The 17,615-nt window shown below is 72.8% G+C and carries 18 protein-coding genes; 11 read left to right on the plus strand and 7 right to left on the minus strand.

Features of this window, described 5'->3' with window-relative positions:
- The first annotated feature begins 57 nt into the window (after window positions 1–57).
- Window positions 58–729, plus strand: coding sequence for an acVLRF1 family peptidyl-tRNA hydrolase (locus tag LV79_RS23130; RefSeq protein WP_253840266.1), 672 nt, complete (start codon window positions 58–60; stop codon window positions 727–729).
- 44 nt (window positions 730–773) lie between these two features.
- The gene (locus tag LV79_RS23135; protein WP_253840267.1) at window positions 774–1,160 is read left to right on the plus strand and encodes a hypothetical protein; all 387 of its coding nucleotides are present in this window, start codon (window positions 774–776) and stop codon (window positions 1,158–1,160) included.
- A gap of 85 nt (window positions 1,161–1,245) precedes the next feature.
- Here LV79_RS23135 and LV79_RS23140 read toward each other — a convergent pair whose 3' ends face one another.
- Window positions 1,246–2,013, minus strand: coding sequence for an SDR family oxidoreductase (locus tag LV79_RS23140; protein ID WP_253840268.1), 768 nt, complete (start codon window positions 2,011–2,013; stop codon window positions 1,246–1,248).
- Window positions 2,014–2,196: 183 nt separating this feature from the next.
- Between LV79_RS23140 and LV79_RS23145 the strand changes: the two genes are divergently transcribed.
- On the plus strand, window positions 2,197–3,825 hold the full coding sequence (locus tag LV79_RS23145) for an ABC-F family ATP-binding cassette domain-containing protein (RefSeq protein WP_253840269.1): 1,629 nt from the start codon (window positions 2,197–2,199) through the stop codon (window positions 3,823–3,825).
- 187 nt (window positions 3,826–4,012) lie between these two features.
- Complete coding sequence (locus LV79_RS23150) at window positions 4,013–4,222, plus strand: helix-turn-helix domain-containing protein (protein WP_092780245.1); 210 nt, start codon at window positions 4,013–4,015, stop codon at window positions 4,220–4,222.
- A 26-nt stretch (window positions 4,223–4,248) separates the two neighbouring features.
- Here LV79_RS23150 and LV79_RS23155 read toward each other — a convergent pair whose 3' ends face one another.
- Window positions 4,249–5,547: a glycosyltransferase 87 family protein gene (locus LV79_RS23155; protein ID WP_253840270.1), complete on the minus strand. Its 1,299-nt coding sequence runs from the start codon at window positions 5,545–5,547 to the stop codon at window positions 4,249–4,251.
- Window positions 5,548–5,768: 221 nt separating this feature from the next.
- Here LV79_RS23155 and LV79_RS23160 point away from each other — a divergent pair, with 221 nt between their 5' ends.
- On the plus strand, window positions 5,769–7,619 hold the full coding sequence (locus LV79_RS23160; RefSeq protein WP_301321409.1) for an ABC transporter ATP-binding protein: 1,851 nt from the start codon (window positions 5,769–5,771) through the stop codon (window positions 7,617–7,619).
- A gap of 97 nt (window positions 7,620–7,716) precedes the next feature.
- On the opposite strand, the gene LV79_RS23165 is transcribed toward LV79_RS23160, so the two are convergent.
- Complete coding sequence (locus LV79_RS23165) at window positions 7,717–8,316, minus strand: response regulator transcription factor (RefSeq protein WP_253840272.1); 600 nt, start codon at window positions 8,314–8,316, stop codon at window positions 7,717–7,719.
- 91 nt (window positions 8,317–8,407) lie between these two features.
- Window positions 8,408–9,553, minus strand: a complete 1,146-nt coding sequence (locus tag LV79_RS23170; protein WP_253840273.1) for a sensor histidine kinase — start codon at window positions 9,551–9,553, stop codon at window positions 8,408–8,410.
- Window positions 9,554–9,675: 122 nt separating this feature from the next.
- Here LV79_RS23170 and LV79_RS23175 point away from each other — a divergent pair, with 122 nt between their 5' ends.
- Complete coding sequence (locus tag LV79_RS23175) at window positions 9,676–10,593, plus strand: ABC transporter ATP-binding protein (protein ID WP_253840274.1); 918 nt, start codon at window positions 9,676–9,678, stop codon at window positions 10,591–10,593.
- On the plus strand, window positions 10,590–11,273 hold the full coding sequence (locus LV79_RS23180; protein WP_253840275.1) for an ABC transporter permease: 684 nt from the start codon (window positions 10,590–10,592) through the stop codon (window positions 11,271–11,273). The genes LV79_RS23175 and LV79_RS23180 overlap by 4 nt, the downstream gene beginning before the upstream one ends.
- On the opposite strand, the gene LV79_RS23185 is transcribed toward LV79_RS23180, so the two are convergent.
- From LV79_RS23185 to LV79_RS23195, 3 genes are read right to left on the minus strand one after another with little or no spacing between them, the layout of a single operon-like run.
- Entirely contained in the window at window positions 11,270–11,995 is a 726-nt protein-coding gene (locus LV79_RS23185; protein ID WP_253840276.1) for a sugar isomerase domain-containing protein, read from the minus strand. The two genes, LV79_RS23180 and LV79_RS23185, sit on opposite strands and share 4 nt — an antisense overlap.
- Window positions 11,996–12,007: 12 nt before the next feature.
- Complete coding sequence (locus LV79_RS23190; protein ID WP_253840277.1) at window positions 12,008–12,577, minus strand: nucleotidyltransferase family protein; 570 nt, start codon at window positions 12,575–12,577, stop codon at window positions 12,008–12,010.
- Window positions 12,578–12,596: 19 nt separating this feature from the next.
- On the minus strand, window positions 12,597–13,421 hold the full coding sequence (locus tag LV79_RS23195; protein WP_253840278.1) for an alpha/beta fold hydrolase: 825 nt from the start codon (window positions 13,419–13,421) through the stop codon (window positions 12,597–12,599).
- Window positions 13,422–13,572: 151 nt separating this feature from the next.
- Here LV79_RS23195 and LV79_RS23200 point away from each other — a divergent pair, with 151 nt between their 5' ends.
- The 4 genes from LV79_RS23200 (at window position 13,573) to LV79_RS23215 (ending at window position 17,560) form a co-directional block, all read left to right on the plus strand.
- The gene (locus LV79_RS23200; RefSeq protein ID WP_372495403.1) at window positions 13,573–14,289 is read left to right on the plus strand and encodes an alpha/beta hydrolase; all 717 of its coding nucleotides are present in this window, start codon (window positions 13,573–13,575) and stop codon (window positions 14,287–14,289) included.
- Between the two features lie 21 nt (window positions 14,290–14,310).
- Window positions 14,311–15,588 (plus strand): NAD(P)/FAD-dependent oxidoreductase, encoded by a 1,278-nt coding sequence (locus tag LV79_RS23205; RefSeq protein ID WP_253840279.1) that lies wholly within the window; start codon window positions 14,311–14,313, stop codon window positions 15,586–15,588.
- A 68-nt stretch (window positions 15,589–15,656) separates the two neighbouring features.
- Entirely contained in the window at window positions 15,657–16,337 is a 681-nt protein-coding gene (locus LV79_RS23210; RefSeq protein ID WP_253840432.1) for a DUF1365 domain-containing protein, read from the plus strand.
- A complete protein-coding gene (locus tag LV79_RS23215; protein WP_372495404.1) occupies window positions 16,334–17,560 on the plus strand; it encodes an SAM-dependent methyltransferase in 1,227 nt (408 codons plus the stop codon). Before LV79_RS23210 ends, LV79_RS23215 begins: the two co-directional genes overlap by 4 nt.
- Window positions 17,561–17,615: the final 55 nt, after the last annotated feature.

Here is a 17,615-nt window from a genome sequence, read left to right on the forward strand (position 1 = left end):
GCCGGGCGGCCTCGCCGTGTCCTCCCGCGAGCCTGGTTCGGACGTACCGTCTTGGGTATGGGGCGGACGCGGGATGTGGCGGGTGGTGGGCGGGCGGTTGAGGTGCCGGTGGAGCGGGTGCCGGGGTGGTTCACCCGCTTCGGTGACCGTCATCGCGGGGTCACCCACACGTCCCTCAGCGCGGGCTCGGTCGTGTGTACCGCCACGGATGGGGCTACGGCCTCGGTAGTGGTGCCGTTCCCGCCGTTGGCGGTGGTGGGGGAGCGGGATGGGCTGGAGGTCGGTCCGCTGCTCGACCACCTCGCCGTCAGTCGGCGGGTTGGTCTTGTGCTGGTTCGGCTTGGCGGGCACAGCCTCGGCATCGCTGAGCCGGGGCGGGTGTTGGTCTCGCGCACCGACCGCCACCTGGTGCACGGGCGTAGTGCCGCCGGTGGGTGGTCGCAGCAGCGGTTCGCCCGGCGGCGGGAGGGGCAGGCCAGGCACGCGCTGGAGGCGGCCGCGCGGGACATCGCGGAGGTGTTGGTGCCGCGCGTGGGCGAGCTCGACGCCGTGGTGCTGGGTGGGGATCGGCAGTCGCTGGACGTGCTGCGGGCCGACCGGGGGCTGGCGCCGGTCTTCGATCTCGCCATCGATCGCGTGCTCGACGTCCCCGAACCGCGGCGCACCGTGCTGGAGGACGCGGTGGAGCGCGCCTTCGCCCTGGAGATCGTCGTCCGCGACCGGCCCTGAACCGTTCACAGCGGACACACAGCTTCGAGGCGCACAGTATGCCCATGAGCACGACCCCGCCCGACCCAGCGCCCGCGGTAGAACCCACCCCCGAACCCGCGCGGACCGAGGCACCCCCGGTCGCCCAGTCACCGGCCGCCTCCGTGGTGGAGGCCCCGCCCAGGACGGTCAGCCTGCTGGTCGCGGGCTTGGCGGGCGTGGTACTCCTGCTCGTCGGCGGCATCGCGGGCTACGCCATCGGCAACTCCGGCGGCCACGACCGCCCCGCTCCAGGCGTCTCCCGCCACGGCGGCCCCGGCCCCCACGCCCGCCCCGACTTCCCCCACCCACCCCGCCCCGGCGGCCAGGGCAGGCGCCCCAACACCCCACCCGCCCCCACCCCATCCAGTGCCACCCCGACCTCCGCCCCGGCCGCCACCCCCAGCAGCTAACGAACCCAGCCAAGACCAGCGCGACTTCGCGTCCAGCGCCGCCCAGACCTCGGCCGCCGAGCAGGTAGCCGCCGGGTGGGTTGGGTCAGAGGGTGCCGGTGGCCAGGAGGCCGCCGTCCACGCGCACGGTTTCGCCGGTGATCCAGGAGGCTTGGTCGGAGCACAGGAAGGCGACGAGGTCCGCGACGTCCTCCGGGGTGCCCAGGCGCTTCATCGGGTAGGGCGCGGACGCCTCTTCCTCCCGGTCGGCGTACAGGGCCGTGGCGAAGCGGGTCTTCACCACGGCGGGGGCCACGGCGTTGACCCGGATGCCCGGTCCCAGCTGCCACGCCAGTTCCTCCGTGAGCCGCACGAGCGCCGCCTTGCTCGCCCCGTACGCCGCGATCACCCCCGAGGACCGCAGGCCCGCCACCGAGGCGATGTTGATCACAACGCCGCCGTGCGCGGCCATCCACGAGTGGTACGCCAGCTGCACGAAGCCCAGTGCCGCGACCACGTTCGTGTCGAAGATCTTGCGCACGCCGTCCAGGTCGACGTCCACCAGCGGCCCGTACACCGGGTTGATGCCGGTGTTGTTCACCAGCACGTCGAGCCCGCCCAGCTCGTCGACGGTCCGCGCCACCACCCGTTCGCGGTCCGCGTCGACGCCGGTGTTCCCCGCCACAGCCAGTACCCGCGCGCCCGGCGCGGCGGCCGTGATCGACGCGGCGGCTGCGTCCAAGTCGTCCTGCTTGCGGGAGCTGATGGCGACCGCCGCACCCCGTCTGGCCAGCTCCGTCGCGATGGCCAGCCCGATGCCCCGGCTCGCCCCGGTGACCAGCGCGGCCCTGCCCGCGTACTCGGCGGTTCCCATACCGGGACTCTAGCCGGCGGGAAACCCCTCGCGCGGCGCGGCTAGACTGGGTCCGTGGTTCTCAACGATGGGTTTGGGGCAGGCAGGGCTGTGCTCACCGACTGATGGGCGGGCGGGCTCGCGGGTCACGGCACGCGAGCGGATCACCCCTGCCCACCACCACCCGCACCCACGGAGCTCCCCTTGATCACCGCGACTGACCTCGAACTGCGCGCGGGCTCGCGCATCCTGCTCGCCGACGCCTCCCTCCGGGTGCAGGCGGGCGACCGCATCGGCCTCGTCGGCCGCAACGGCGCGGGCAAGACCACGACCCTGCGCGTGCTCGCGGGCGAGGGCGAGCCCTACGGCGGCGACCTGCGCCGCACCGGCGAGCTCGGCTACTTGCCGCAGGACCCGCGTGAGGGCGACCTGTCGGTCACCGCGAAGGACCGGGTCTTGTCCGCGCGCGGCCTCGACGAACTGCTCCGCGAGATGGAGAAGGCGCAGACGGCCATGGCCGAGCACGCCGACGACTCCGTCCGCGACAACGCCGTGCGCAAGTACGGGCGGCTCGAGGAGCGCTTCTCCGCGCTCGGCGGGTACGCCGCGGAGAGCGAGGCCGCGCGGATCTGCTCCAACCTGGGCCTCGCCGACCGGATCCTCGCCCAGCCGCTGCGCACCCTCTCCGGTGGTCAGCGCCGCCGGGTCGAGCTGGCCAGGATCCTGTTCGCCGCCTCCGAGGCGGGCGCGGGCGGCGGCGCGGGCACCATCCTGCTGCTCGACGAGCCGACCAACCACCTCGACGCCGACTCGATCACCTGGCTGCGCGGGTTCCTCAAGGGCCACAGCGGCGGTCTGGTGGTCATCAGCCACGACGTGGAACTGCTCGGCGACGTGGTCAACAAGGTGTGGTTCCTCGACGCCATGCGCGGCGAGGTCGACACCTACAACATGGGCTGGAAGCGCTACCTCGACGCGCGCGCCGCCGACGAGAAGCGCCGCAGGCGCGAGCGGGCCAACGCCGAGAAGAAGGCAGGCGTGCTCATGGAGCAGGCCAACAAGATGCGCGCGAAGGCCACCAAGGCGGTCGCCGCGCAGAACATGATCAAGCGCGCCGAGAAGCTGGTCTCCGGCCTCGACGACGTCCGCCAGTCGGACAAGGTCGCCAAGATCCGCTTCCCGGAGCCCGCGCCCTGCGGCAAGACCCCGCTGCTCGCCGAGGGGCTGAGCAAGTCCTACGGCTCGCTGGAGATCTTCACCGGCGTCGACCTGGCCATCGACAAGGGCTCCCGGGTCGTCATCCTCGGCCTCAACGGCGCGGGCAAGACCACCCTGCTGCGGCTGCTGGGCGCCATGGAGACCCCGGACTCCGGCGAGGTCATCGCCGGTCACGGCCTGCGCCTGGGCTACTACGCCCAGGAGCACGAGACGCTGGACCACTCCGCCAGCGTGTGGGCCAACATCCGGCACGCCGCCCCCGACACCGGCGAGCAGCAGCTGCGCTCGCTGCTGGGCACCTTCCTGTTCACCGGCGAGCAGCTCGACCAGCCCGCGGGCACCCTCTCGGGCGGCGAGAAGACCCGGCTCGCGCTGGCCGGGCTGGTCTCCAGCGCCGCCAACGTGCTGCTGCTCGACGAGCCGACCAACAACCTGGACCCGGCCAGCCGCGAGCAGGTGCTCGACGCGCTGCGCCGCTACTCCGGGGCGGTCGTGCTGGTCACCCACGACCCCGGCGCGGTCGAGGCACTGGAACCCGAGCGGGTGATCCTGCTCCCAGACGGCAGCGAGGACCACTGGTCGGCCGAGTACCTCGAACTCGTTCAGCTCGCCTGAAATTGGCCGTTTTGCTGGGATCTTGTATTCGCCGATCACGTTGAGTCCCAGAGCTGCCGCCGCCGGTGATCAGCGGCGGCAGCAACCATTTGCGCGTCTCGTCTGGCATTTCGCGCGGCGGTGTTCGATCATTGCGGCGGTAGGGGCCACCCGTGGCCCCGGCCACACGTGACGGAAGGCGGACAACGTGGCTGACCTCAAGAAAGGCGCCCGGATCACTGGCGCCCTGCGCGACAAGCTCGCCACCGACTTGAAGAAGAAGTACGAGAAGGGCGCCAGCATCAGGGCGCTCGCGGAAAGCACCGGCCGTTCCTATGGATTCGTGCACAGAGTGCTCTCCGAGTCGGGCGTGACGCTGCGCGGGCGAGGCGGGGCGACGCGGACGAAGAAGAAGTAACCCCGCCTGGGTGTGGCGGCGGCGGCTCAGGCCGTGCGCGGTCCACCCGGCGGGCTGTCCACACCGGAGTCCTCGGCCGGTGCGGGCACCCCGGTTCCCACCCGGACCACGTCCACGCGGTCCCGGGTCCGGCCGAGCGCGATCGCGGCGCCCGCCAGCACCGCGGGGTACACCAGGTAGCCCCAGCGGGTCGCGGGCGCGAGCACGATCGCCAGTCCGAGGCCGACCGCTGAGCACGCCAGCGCGTCCCCCGCCGTCCTCGGTGGACGGACGAGCACCCAGGTCGCCGTGGCGGCGGCGGCCAGTCCCAACAGGACGAGCGCGACGGCGTGCCCGACCGGGCCGAGCCCGGCGACCAGGTGCCCCGGCAGCGGGCTGGACGCCGGTGAGGACGCCTGGCCGAGACCGACCGGGAACTTCAGCACGTGCTCGACGAACGACGTCGGGTCGGCCAGCAGCACCGGGAGCACCACGGCCGACCCGACCACGACGAGCGCGGTGCTGAACGCGCCGAGCGCGCGCCACCCCCGGGTCGCGGCGACCCCGATGGCGAGCACCGCGACCGCGGGCACCGCGGTCAACTTCATCGTCACCAGCACCGCGCCGAGCGCGCCCGCGCCCCACGCACTGGCCGGGTCGGCGCGGTAGGCGAGCGCGGCCGCGGCCACGATCAGCGCCACCACCGCGACGTCGTCACCGGCGGCGGCGAGGGTGAGCGCGGTCAACGGGCTGGCCACCACCAGGTGCGCGGCGCGCACCGGGAGCACCGGCTTGCCGATCGCCCACCAGGCCAGCACCAGCGCCGCGGCGGTCACCACGAGGAACGCCACCCTGGCGTCGGTCAGCGGGTGGTCGCCGAACAGCGCGCGCGGGAACCCGAACACCGTCATCGACGGGCCGTACGGGGTGTAGTCGTCCGGGTGCGGCGCCCGGCCGAGCGTGGCCAGGTCGGTGTACGGGGTGCCGTTGGCGAACAGGTCCCGCGCCGATCGTTCGATGACCCAGACTTCGGGCTGCGCGGGGAAAGACCACGGCCACGGGCCCCAGGTGAACGTCGGTGACCGCCGGAACGCCAGGTACAGCAGCGGTGCCGCGGTCGCTACCACCGCGATCACCCACACCGGTACCCACCGCGACCCCCGTCCGGTGACGGCGATCCCCCCGGTCAGCACAAGAGCGGCGAAGTAGCCCGCGATCGCGAAGTTGCCCCACACGCGGTAGCCGTAGAACTCCGAGGCGAACGCGGTGATGAGGGCGAACACCAGGGCGCCGCCGTAGAGGGCGAGGTCCAGCCAGAGCGCTCGACGCGCGGGAGCCCCCTGCATAACCTCCGCCGTCCTCCTCGCGCCGTTTGGCCCACCCAGGCTACCGAGCGCCGGACGACCGCACCTGGGTGGGCGGCACCTGGCCGGGCGATCCGAACACCGCCGGTTGACCGGGGACGGCTGGGGGAACGTCGTGGGGTGGTCCGGTGTTGCACCCGGTGCCGGGCCGCGCCCGGTCGTGTGCCGACGAGAGGGGACGCGTGGACAGTCCGCGCAGGGTGATGGCTGGTGCGATGCGGGCCGCCGACGCGCCGAAGGGGGTGCGCCGGGGGACCGTGCGGCGGGTGTGGCGGTTCAGCGCGCCGCACCGGCCGCGGTTGGTGGTGTTCCTGGTGTTGACCGTGGTGTCCTCGGCGCTCGGGGTGACCACGCCGCTGCTGGCCGGGCAGGTGGTCGACGCGATCGTGGGCAAGCACGCGGTGTCCGCGGTGGTGTGGCTCGCGGTCGCGATCGCCGCGCTGGCCGTGGTCAGCGCCGGGTTGGGGTTGGCGGAGCGGCACCAGTCGGCGATGGTCGGCGAGGGGTTGATCCACGACCTGCGGCGCGCGGTGTTCGAGCACGTGCAGCGGATGCCGGTGGCGTTCTTCACCAGGACCAGGACCGGCGCACTGGTCAGCAGGCTGAACAACGACGTGATCGGGGCGCAGCGGACCTTCACGTCCACGCTGTCCGGTCTGGTCGGCAACTCCATCCAGTTGGTGCTCTCGCTCGGCGTGATGCTCACGTTGTCCTGGCAGGTCACCGTGCTGGCGCTGGTGCTGCTGCCGGTGTTCGTGCTGCCCACCAGGCGCATGGGGCGGCGGATGGCGGACCTGCAGCGCGAGGCGGCCGGGCTGTCGGCGGCGATGACCACGCAGATGACCGAGCGGTTCTCCGCGCCGGGCGCGACCCTGGTGAAGCTGTTCGGGCGACCGGACGACGAGTCGGCCGAGTTCGGCGCGCGGGCGGCCCGGGTGCGCGACATCGGGGTGCGCACGGCGATGGCCAGCCGCTGGTTCCTGACCGGGCTGCAACTGGTGTCCGCACTGGCCCAGGCACTGGTCTACGGCCTCGGCGGGTACCTCGCGCTGACCGGGGCCATCGCGCCGGGAACGGTGGTCGCGCTGGCGTTGCTGCTGACCCGGCTGTACTCGCCGTTGACCGCGCTGGCCAACGTCCGGGTGGACGTGATGACGGCGCTGGTGTCGTTCGAGCGGGTCTTCGAGGTGCTCGACCTGGCGCCGATGGTCGCCGAGAAGCCGGACCCGACGCCGCTGCCCGCCGGTCCGGTGTCGGTGGAGTTCGACGACGTGCGGTTCGGCTACCCGGCGGCGGAGAAGGTGTCACTGGCGTCCCTCGAGGACGTCGCGGTGCTGGACCGCCGGGGTGGGCACGAGGTGCTGCACGGGGTGTCGTTCCGCGCTTCGCCGGGGCAGTTGATCGCGTTGGTGGGGCCTTCGGGTGCGGGGAAGTCGACCATCGCCGGGCTGGTGCCGCGGCTCTACGACGTCGACTCGGGGGCGGTCCGACTGTCCGGTGTGGACGTCCGCGACCTGTCCTTCGCCGACCTGCGCCGCACGGTCGGGGTCGTCACCCAGGACGGGCACCTGTTCCACGACACCATCATGGCCAACCTCCGGTACGCGAACCCCACGGCGACCTCGTCGGAGATCGCGGCCGCCATCGCCGCCGCCCGACTGTCCACTGTGGTCGAAGCGCTACCCGACGGCCTGGACACGGTGGTCGGCGAACGCGGCTACCGGCTCTCGGGCGGTGAAAGGCAACGCCTGACCATCGCCCGACTGCTGCTGGCGCGCCCGGCGGTGGTGGTGCTGGACGAGGCCACGGCCCACCTGGACTCGGAGTCGGAGGCGGCGGTGCAGGAGGCACTGGTCGACGCCTTGCGGGACCGGACGGCGCTGGTGATCGCACACCGGCTGTCGACCGTGCGGGCGGCGGACCTGATCCTGGTGGTGGAGGACGGCGCCATCACGGAACGCGGGACGCACCAGGACCTCCTCGCCGCAGGTGGCCGCTACACCACCCTCTACCGCACCCAATTCGCCGACGGGTCCTCTCGGGCCGCGACCTAGGGCTGGGTGGGGGTTGGGGTCGCGGGGGCGGCCTCTGGAACGGCTGGCTGGGGGTCTCGGGAGCGGCGGAACCGGTGGTTTTCGGGGCTGGGGGAGGTCAGATCCAGCCTTCTTCCCAGGCGATGCGGGCGGCGTCGTGGCGGGAGGTGACGGCGAGTTTGGTCATCGCGGAGGAGAGGTAGTTGCGGACGGTGCCGTGGGCCAGGTGGACGGTGGTGGCGATGTCGAGCACGGAGCCGCCCGCTCTGGTGTGGCGGAGGACTTCCAGTTCGCGGGCGGTCAGCGGGCAGGTGTCCTCGGTCAGGGCGCTCGCGGCGATCTCGGAGTCGACGTAGCGGGCGCCCGCGTGGACGTCGCGGAGGATGGCGGCCAGGCGGGAGGCCGGGGTGGTCTTGGGGACGAAACCGCGGACGCCCGCGGCCAGTGCGCGGCGCAACACCCCGGGGCGCGCGTGCCGGGTGACGATCACGACGGCCGTGCCCGGCCCGATCTCCGCCGCCGCCGCGATCCCGTCCTGGCGGGGCATCTCCAGGTCCAGCACCGCGATGTCCGGCCGGTGCTCGACGACCGCCGCCACCGCCTCGACCCCGTCACTGGCCTGCGCCACCACGGAGATGTCCGGCTCCAACTCCAACAACGCCGCCAGCGCGCCTCGGATCAGGTCCTCGTCATCCGCCAACACCACCCGAATGGTCACGCGCCACCCTCCCCGCCCATGCGCCGACCGCTTTTCCACCAAGGTGAAACGCGTCGGTCTCCGGATCGTCCCATCGCCATGTGTCCGGTGATCACGGGGTGACCGCCTCGGCTGTGAGGGTGAAGGTCGAGGATTCCCGTTCCGCCCGCACGACCCCGCCGACGGTGGCGAAGCGTTCCCGTAGTCCTTGCAACCCACTCCCCGGTGCCGACGAACGGTCGTCCACGCCGTCGTTGCGCAGCTCTACCTTCACCTGTCCACCGTCCACTTCGATCGTTACCGTGCACGACTGGGCGGCACTGTGGCGCAAGATGTTCGTGGTCCCCTCCCGCACCAGGATCCCGAAGAGCGGCTGGAGCGGCGGCGGTACGTCGGTAGCGCTGCCTCGCACAGTCGCGTCGATTCCCGCTGCGCGCAGGATGTCCACAGCGTTGCTGATCTCGGTGGAGAGGCTGGAGCGCCGATAGCCGTGGACGACCGCGCGCGTCTCCCGCAGCGCCGTGCGGGCCAGCTCGCTCACCTCGGAAGCCTGGAGGCGGGCCGCGTCGTCGTCGTGGCCGATCAAGCGCGCCGCCAGTTCGCCCTTCAGCGCGATGGCCTGCAGGTGGTGGCCCTGGATGTCGTGCAGTTCGGCGGCGAAGCGCAGGCGTTCCTCGGCCACCGCCAGTTCGGCCGCCACCCGCCTGGCCTGGTCGAGGTCGCGGGCCATGGACCACAGCCACACCTGCAGGTACTGGCAGAAGGTGAAGAACGGCACCGTCAGCGTCACGACGACCACCCAGGACACGGCTTCCGGCTCGGTGGGCCGCCCGATCACCAGGCCCGACAGCGCGATCACCAGGCCCGCCACCACCGACGCGGGCCAGCGCCACCAGTGCTCGACCATCGGCAGGTACGCGGCGACGACCAGCGAGGACGGCACCGCCCAGGCGAACCCCAGCGGCACCTCCGAGGCCGCCACCCACCACGCCCCCAGGGCGACGGCGAACGACGCGACGATCTCCCAGCGCCGGACCCTGGCGCGGGTCAGCCCGGGCATGCTGGCCCCGCTGATCCGCATGTACGCCGCGATGCCGAGCACTCCGGCGGGGGCGAGCACCGCCGTGGCTGCCCCGCTGTAGCGCAGGCTCATCAGCTCCAGCAGCAGCACCAGCGCGACCACGCCCGAGGTCACCAGCAGGGTGCCCACGATGTAGCGCCGGAACCGGTCCAGGGTGTTGCGCGCCAGTCGGTCCACGGGGTGAATGTAGGGGACCGCGCGCCGCCTGACATTTGTCACACCCGACCCGTGTCGATCACCCGGTGGCCGCTGATCGGTGTTCCTACCGGCCGCCCACCGCGTCGGAGAGGATTCGACCCATGAGGAACCCAGTGATCGAGGTGCGGGGGCTGCGCTGCCGCTACGGCCCGTTCGAGGCGGTGCGCGGGGTGGATCTCGATGTGGCGCAGGGGGAGTTGTTCGCCCTGCTCGGCACCAACGGCGCGGGCAAGACGACGACCCTGGAGGTGCTGGAGGGCCTGCGCGCGCCGAGCGCGGGTACCGTGCGGGTCTTCGGCCTGCGCCCCGACGCCGACCGGGCCCGGATCCGCCCGCGCACCGGCGTCCTCCTGCAGGACAGCGGCGCGGGTGGGGCGTTGACCGTGCTGGAGACCCTGCGGCTGTGGCAGTCGCTGATCTCCCGGCCGACCGATGTGGACGCCGCCCTGGCCGCCGTCGGGCTCGACCACCGCGCCGACGTGCGGGCCAGCGCGCTGTCCGGCGGCGAGCGCAGGCGGCTCGACCTGGCCGTGGCGACCCTCGGCGACCCGGAACTGCTGTTCCTGGACGAGCCGACCACCGGCCTGGACCCCGAGTCCCGCAGGCGCACCTGGGGCCTGGTGCGCGACCTGGTCGCCAGGGGCACCACGGTCCTGCTCACCACCCACCACCTGGAGGAGGCCGAGCACCTGGCGCACCGGCTGGCGATCCTGCACGAGGGCCAGGTCGCGGTCAGCGGGACCCTGGTCGACGTGCTGGACCGGGAGGCGTCGCGGATCGCCTTCGTCGTCCCGCCCGGTGTCACCGCCGTCGACCTGCCCACCCTCGTCGGCACGCTCGACCCCGACGCGTTCGCCGCGGGCCGGGTCGAGATCCGCACCCGCGCCCTGCAGGACGACCTGGCCGTGCTGCTGGGCTGGGCCGCCGCCCGCGACCTGCAACTGGCCAGGCTGCGCGCCACGCACGCCTCGCTGACCGAGGTCTTCCACAACGTCCAGGACAAGGGGGTCCCGGCATGAACCCGGTCATCGCGCTCGCCCGCTCCGAGGTGCTGCAGCTGCTGCGCAACAAGACGACCGCGGCGATGGCGTTGCTGCTGCCGCTGGTCCTCGGCGCCATGTTCCTGATCAGCTCCGACGGGCAGGACTGGGAGATCGCGCTCGCCATGCAACTGGTCAGCGCGCAGGGGCTGACCGTCTACATCAGCTCGACGAGCGCGTTCGCTGCCCGCCGCCAGGACCTCTCGCTCAAGCGGCTGCGCTCCGGGGAGCTCTCGGATCTGGCGATCATCGCGGGCGTCCTCACACCGTTCGTGGTGCTGGGGGTCGCGCAGTGCGTCGTGCTCAGCGCCGCGGTGCTGATCACGGGAGCGCCGGTGCCGGGCAACCCGCTCGGGCTGGTCGTGGCCATCCTCGGGGGAGTGGCGGTGAACGCGGCGGTCGGACTGCTCACCGCCACGTTCACCGCCACGGCCGAGGCCGCGCAGATCACCACCGCGCCGTTCTTCTTCGCCGCGCTCGGCGGCGCCATCTGGGCCATCGCCGGCGACAACCCGTGGGCGACGGCGCTACCCGGCGGCGCGGTCGCCCGGCTGGCGATCGGCGAGGACCTGGTGCGCCCGGTGGTGGCCCTGGTGGTCTGGACCGCCGTGGCCTGCGTGCTCGGCCTGCGGCACACCAGGTGGGACCCCAGGGGCTAGCCGAGCTGGGGCACCCGGTCGCCGTAGCGCTCCAGCAGGCTCGCGTTCGCCGCGTCGCCGCCGTCGACGTTCGAGCTGCGCCACAGCGGCAGCTCGACGCCCGCGGCGGCGGCCTTGTCGAACACCCTGGCCAGCACCTGGTTCCACAGGTAGGCGTTGCTCAACGTGGACAGCGACGCGGTCACCGGGGACGCCTCGGGGTAGCTGACGTCACCGGGGCCGGTCAGGGTGTCGAGGATGATCGTCGCGTTGAGCGAGAGCTTCGTGCCCGCCCGCGGCGGGGTGTCCGCCGAGGCGACCGGCGAGGTCACCGCCACCACCGGGCACCCGGCCTCCAGGGCGGTCACCGCCAGCTCCACCGGGTAGTGGTTGATCCCGGAGTTGGAGAACACGAACAGCACCTCGTGCCCGGTGCGCTGGACCAGCCCGAACACCGACCTGGCCAGCCCCGGCCGCCGCTCCGCCGCCGTCGCCCGCCGCGCCCCGCCGAAGACCTGCAGCTCCTCGGTGAACAGCGGCCGCACGCAGGCGAGCCCGCCCGCGCGGAAGAACGTCTCGGCGACCGCGGCCAGCGAGTGACCTGCCCCGGCGGTCAGGACGAGCCCGTCGGCGCGGACGCAGGCGAGCACGAGGTCGGACACGTCGTCGAGCGCGTCCGCGTTGTGCTCGCCCACCCGCGCCAGGTGGGCGAGGACCTGTTCGCCGTAGGCGTCTTCTGGCATGTGTGCCTCCTTCTAGGTGGACCTGAGTTCGTCGGGACGGTCCGCGTCGGCGCCGTCGGCCACGTCCGCGCATGCGACGTCGACCACCGGCCGCCCGGCCAGGTAGGGCCGCGCGCCGGTGTCGCCGACGGCCAGCTCGGCGACCCCCGCCCAGTGCGCGCGTCCGATGAGGACGGGGTGCCCCGGCACCCCGGCGTAGCTGGCCCTGGCCAGCGCGTCCGGCGCGGCGAGGGCGGCGAGCCTGGCGACGGCGGCGGTGGTGATCCCGGGGGTGTCCACCGGCAGCACGACGACCGCGTCGGCGTCGGTGTCGGTGAGCGCGGCCAGACCCAGCCGCAGCGACGACCCCATCCCGGTGGTCCAGACCTTGTTGACCACGACGGTGGCGGGCAGCGGCGGCACCTTCTCGGCCCCCGCGCCGAGCACCACCACCACGGGCTTGCATTCGGCCAACGCGCGCAAGGCGTGCGACACCAACAGACCGCCGCGGAACGGTGCCAACGCCTTGGGCATCCCGAAGCGCGACCCGCCGCCTGCGGCGAGCAGCAACCCCGCCACCCGCGTGCCGCCCGAAACCGCCATGGCGGCAGCCTAGAGGCAGTTACCGCAGATGATCGAGTAGCAAGCCCGCGACCAGGTCGGGAGCTTCCTGCGGCACCCAGTGCGACGCGTCCTCGACCAGCTCGAATCGGTATAGACCACTGACCCACGCGCCGCAGCTCAGCGCCGCCGTCGAGCCGACCGCGACGTCCTCGCCGCCCCACACGTACATCGTCGGCACCGTCACCGGGTCGGGGACCACATTCCACCGTTCGGCGCGGAACCAGTTCAGCGCCGCGGTCATCGCGCCCGGTTCCGAGAGCCGTGCGATGCACTCGGTCACGTCCGACTCCGGCACCCGCCACTCGAACAGCTGCCGCAGCGCCGCGCCGTTGTCGGCGAGCAGGCGCCGCTCCGCCGAGCGCTCCTTGAGCACCGGCACGTGCTGCGAGCGCTGCCGCTGGTCCTCGTCCTCGCGCAGCGCGGCGGCCAACGCGGCCGGGTGCGGCGCCGACACCGCCGTCAGCGTGCGCACCCGCTCGGGGTGCGCCGCGGCCAGGTGCCAGGCCACGACCGCGCCCAGGTCGTGGCCGACCAGGTCGAACTCGGGCATGTCCACCGCGTCGGCCACCGCGAGCACGTCGCCGACGAGGGCGTCCACCTGGTAGTCCGCGACGTCGTCCGGTCGCATCGAGGGCGAGTAGCCGCGCTGGTCGAAGGCGATCGCGCGCAGACCCGCGTGCCCGAGCACGTCCACCTGGTGCTCCCACGCCGACGCGGCCTGCGGGAAGCCGTGCAGCAGCAGCACCGGCCGACCACCGGCCGGACCCGCCCCCAGCGCGTCGAAGGTCCCCGCCTCGGTGGTGATCTGCCGGTGCTCGCTCACCGCGGCAGGTTACCGACCGCGACCGACACCCCCGACCGCTGTCCACCGACGGCGAGCCACCGACCGCGATTCGGTGACCACGGTCCGTTGCCCCCGTTCCCACGGCTCCGCTCCACCAAGCCGAATCGCGCGCGTGCGCGAAGATTGTGTCGTGACACCCAGGACGACTCCAGCGGGCCCCGAGCCCAAGATCACCGTGTACGGGTCCGGCACCGGGGGCGTCCGCGCGGTCGTCCTGGTCCTGCACGGCGGCCGCGAGCACGGCCACGGGCGGGTCGGCCGCCACCAGCTCGCCTACCTGCGGATGGTGCCCTTCGCCAAGGACATCGCCCGCCACGGCGCCGAGCACGGCGTGGTCGCCTGGGTGCTGCGCAACCGCTTCCGCGGCTGGAACGCCCCGGACCTGCACCCCGTCCAGGACGCCAGGTGGGCGCTGGCCGAGGTCCGCCGGGTCCACGGCGACGTCCCGGTGATCCTCGTCGGCCACTCGATGGGCGGCCGGGTCGCGCTGCGCGTCGCCGACGACCCGTCGGTCATCGCGGTCTGCGCGCTCGCGCCGTGGACGCCCCAGGGTGAGCCGGTCGAGCAGCTGGCCGACCGCGAGGTGCTGATCGCGCACGGCGTCCTCGACCGGATGACCGACCCGCGGCTGTCCTACGACTACGCCCGCCGCGCGAAGGAGGTCACCGACCGGGTGGCCAGGTTCGACGTGCGTGGCGAGCGGCACGCGATGGTGCGCCGCGCCGACCAGTGGACCCGGCTGGTGACCGGTTTCGTCCTCGGCGCGCTCGCCACCCAACCGGGGGACCCCCGGATTACGAATGCCATGCGTCAGCCCTCACCGGGAGGGCTGCGGGTGCCGCTGTAGCGGCGACCAGGAGGAGGAGCAGTGGCCGGTGGCGACAGACGGCGGGTGGCGGTCATCGGTAGTGGGGTCGCGGGCCTCACCGCCGCCTACCTGCTCCAACGCCGCTACGACGTGACGCTGTTCGAGGCGGACGACCGGCTCGGCGGGCACGCGCACACCCACGACCTGACCACGCCCGACGGCGGGAGCACCCAGGTCGACAGCGGGTTCATCGTGCACAACGAACGCACCTACCCGAACCTGCTGCGGCTCTTCGGCGAGCTCGGCGTGGTGACCCGCGACACCGAGATGTCGATGAGCGTGCGCTGCGACGGCTGCGGCCTGGAGTACGCGGGCGCCCGGGGGTTGCCCGGCGTGTTCGCCCAGCCGCGCAACGCGCTCAACCCGCGCTACCTGGCCATGCTGGCCGAGGTGAAGCGGTTCCACCTGCACGCGCGGCGGGTGCTGCGCGCCGACGACCCGGACGACATCACGCTGCGCGGGTTCGTCGTGGTCGGCGGCTACTCCCAGTACTTCGTGGACCACTTCCTCATCCCGGTCGTGTCCGCGGTGTGGTCGTCCGGCCCGGAGCTGAGCATGCGCTACCCGGCCCGGTACCTGTTCCGGTTCCTGGAGCACCACGGGCTGCTCTCGGTCAGCGGGTCCCCCCAGTGGCGGACCGTGGTCGGCGGCTCGCGGACCTATGTGGACCTGGTGGCCAAGCAGCTGACCTCGGTCCTGGTCGCAACGCCGGTGCACGCGCTGCGCAGGCAGGGCGACCACGTCGAGGTCCGCGACGGCGCCAACCGCGCGCACCGCTTCGACCACGCCGTCGTGGCCACTCACCCGGATCAGGCGCTGCGCGTGCTGGGCGAGCCGACCGCCGCCGAGCGCGAGGTCTTGGGCGCGATCGAGTACTCGACCAACGAGACGATCCTGCACACCGACCCGTCAGTGCTACCGCGTGCCGAGAGGGCTAGGGCGTCCTGGAACTACCTCAAGCCCGCGTGCGACTCCCACGACGGCCCGGTGCGGGTGAGCTACCACATGAACCGGTTGATGGGCCTGGCCGAACCCGAGGACTACGTGGTCACGCTCAACGCCAGCGACCTGGTGGCCGAGGGGTCCGTGCTGCACCGGATGACCTACCACCACCCGGTGTACACCCCGGAGTCCGTGGCGGCGCAACGCAGGCTGCCCGAGCTCAACGACGGCGTCATCGCCTTCGCCGGTGCCTACCACGGCTGGGGCTTCCACGAGGACGGCTGCGCGTCGGGTGTCCGTGCCGCCGGCTCCCTCGGGTCCGGGTGGGACACGTGACGGCTCCCCTCGACGCCCCCGCCCGCCACGCCCCGGGGCTCTACGACGCGACCGTCCGGCACGTCCGGATGGAGCGGGTCGACAACGCCTTCGCGCACCCGGTGTACCTCTGGTACGTCGACCTCGACGACCTGCCCCGGCTGCCCCGGTGGCTGCGGCCGTTCGCCCGGTTCGAGGCCCGCGACCACCTCGGTGATCCCGACCGGTCCATCAAGGACAACCTCGTCGGCTGGCTGGCGGGGCAGGGGATCACGGTCACCGGCCAGGTCCGCATGCTCGCCAACGCCCGCGTCCTGGGCCACGTGTTCAACCCGCTCACCGTCTACTGGGTGCACGACGCCGCGGGCGCGCTGGAGTGCGTTGTCGCCGAGGTCCACAACACCTACGGCGAGCGGCACTGCTACCTGCTGCGCACCGACGGCTCCGGTCGCGCCGAGGTGGACAAGGAGTTCTACGTCTCACCCTTCCTGGAGATGGGTGGCCACTACCAGATGCGGTTACCCCGCCCGGGTAGTCGGCTCTCGCTCACAGTCACCCTGCGCCAAGGCGGAACCGTCCCGTTCACCGCCACCCTCACCGGGAGCCACCGCCCGGCCACCACGGCCGAGGTCGCCCGCATGGTGCTGCGCCGACCGCTGATGACGCTGCGGGTCACCGCGCTGATCCGCGTGCACGGCATCGCGCTGTGGCTGCGCCGGATCCCGGTGGTCCGCCGTCCCCGACACGCCCGGCAAGAAGGAGTCCAGTGACCGAGCTGACCACCCGCCCAGCCCACGCCCACGACTGGGGCGACCTGTTCACCCCGCCGTGCGACCCCACCCGCGCGCGGATCGCCAAGGCGCTGTTCAAGCACGCCGTGCGCGACCTGCCGGTGCGCGTGGTGTTCCCCGGCGGCCACCGCCTCGGCGCGGGCGGTCCCGGGTCCCCGGTCATGCGGGTGCTGCGGCCCTCGGCGTTCTTCCACCGCCTCGGCGTCGACTCCAAGATCGGCTTCGGCGAGTCCTACATGGTCGGCGACTGGACCTGCTCCACGCTGCCGGAGCTGCTGACGGTGTTCTCGGCGCGGATGGCCCGGCTGATCCCGGTGCCGCTGCAGGTGTTCCGCAGGCTCGTCGACCGCCGCCAGCCCGCCGCCGAGGAGAACACGCTCACCGGGTCGCGCGACAACATCCACCGGCACTACGACCTGTCCAACGAGCTGTTCGAGCTGTTCCTCGACGAGACCATGACCTACTCGTCGGCCCTGTTCGAACCCGGCTCCACCGACCTCGTCGCGGGCCAGCACCGCAAGCTCGACGGCGTGCTCGACTACGCCGGGGTCCGCGCGGGCACGCACGTGTTGGAGATCGGCACCGGCTGGGGCTCGCTGGCCATCCGCGCCGCCCAGCGCGGTGCGCGGGTGACGTCGCTGACGATCTCCGCCGAGCAGAAGGCCCTCGCCGAGCGCCGGGTCGCCGAGGCAGGCCTGTCCGACCGGGTGCAGGTGCTGCTGCGCGACTACCGCGAGGCGCACGGCAGCTACGACGCCGTCGTCAGCGTGGAGATGATCGAGGCGGTGGGGGAGCGGTACTGGCCCACCTACTTCCAGACCGTGGACCGGTTGCTGCGGCCGGGCGGGCGCTTCGGGTTGCAGTCGATCACCATCCCGGACGACCGGCTGCGCGCCACCCGCGGCGGCTACACCTGGATCCACAAGTACGTCTTCCCCGGCGGCATCCTGCCCTCACCGGAGGCGATCGAGCGGTCGCTGGCCGGGACGGGCCTGCGGGTCGGGCAGCACCGCGACTTCGGGCTCGACTACGCCGAGACGCTGCGGCAGTGGCGGGAGCGGTTCCTGGCCAACTGGGACCAGATCGCCGCGCTCGGCTTCGACGGCACCTTCCGGCGGCTGTGGGAGTTCTACCTGGCCTACTGCGAGGCCGGGTTCGCCTCCGGGTACATCGGGGTTCGGCAGATCTCGATCGGGCGTTGAGGGCGGTGGGTGCCCCAGGGGTGGCCGAGTCCGGCAGATCTCGATCGGCCCGCTG

The sequence above is a fragment of the Actinokineospora globicatena genome (genome assembly GCF_024171945.1).
In the GTDB taxonomy this organism is placed as follows: Bacteria; Actinomycetota; Actinomycetes; order Mycobacteriales; family Pseudonocardiaceae; genus Actinokineospora; species Actinokineospora globicatena.

What these genes read in the sequence shown, in the direction of transcription:
- LV79_RS23135 (WP_253840267.1), top strand. Translation starts at nt 774, where the DNA reads ATGAGCACGACCCCGCCCGACCCAGCGCCCGCGGTAGAACCCACCCCC.
- LV79_RS23180 (WP_253840275.1), top strand. Translation starts at nt 10,590, where the DNA reads ATGAACCCGGTCATCGCGCTCGCCCGCTCCGAGGTGCTGCAGCTGCTG.
- LV79_RS23130 (WP_253840266.1), top strand. Translation starts at nt 58, where the DNA reads ATGGGGCGGACGCGGGATGTGGCGGGTGGTGGGCGGGCGGTTGAGGTG.
- LV79_RS23210 (WP_253840432.1), top strand. Translation starts at nt 15,657, where the DNA reads ATGGAGCGGGTCGACAACGCCTTCGCGCACCCGGTGTACCTCTGGTAC.
- LV79_RS23140 (WP_253840268.1), bottom strand. Translation starts at nt 2,013, where the DNA reads ATGGGAACCGCCGAGTACGCGGGCAGGGCCGCGCTGGTCACCGGGGCG.
- LV79_RS23190 (WP_253840277.1), bottom strand. Translation starts at nt 12,577, where the DNA reads ATGGCGGTTTCGGGCGGCACGCGGGTGGCGGGGTTGCTGCTCGCCGCA.
- LV79_RS23185 (WP_253840276.1), bottom strand. Translation starts at nt 11,995, where the DNA reads ATGCCAGAAGACGCCTACGGCGAACAGGTCCTCGCCCACCTGGCGCGG.
- LV79_RS23175 (WP_253840274.1), top strand. Translation starts at nt 9,676, where the DNA reads ATGAGGAACCCAGTGATCGAGGTGCGGGGGCTGCGCTGCCGCTACGGC.
- LV79_RS23160 (WP_301321409.1), top strand. Translation starts at nt 5,769, where the DNA reads ATGGCTGGTGCGATGCGGGCCGCCGACGCGCCGAAGGGGGTGCGCCGG.
- LV79_RS23155 (WP_253840270.1), bottom strand. Translation starts at nt 5,547, where the DNA reads ATGCAGGGGGCTCCCGCGCGTCGAGCGCTCTGGCTGGACCTCGCCCTC.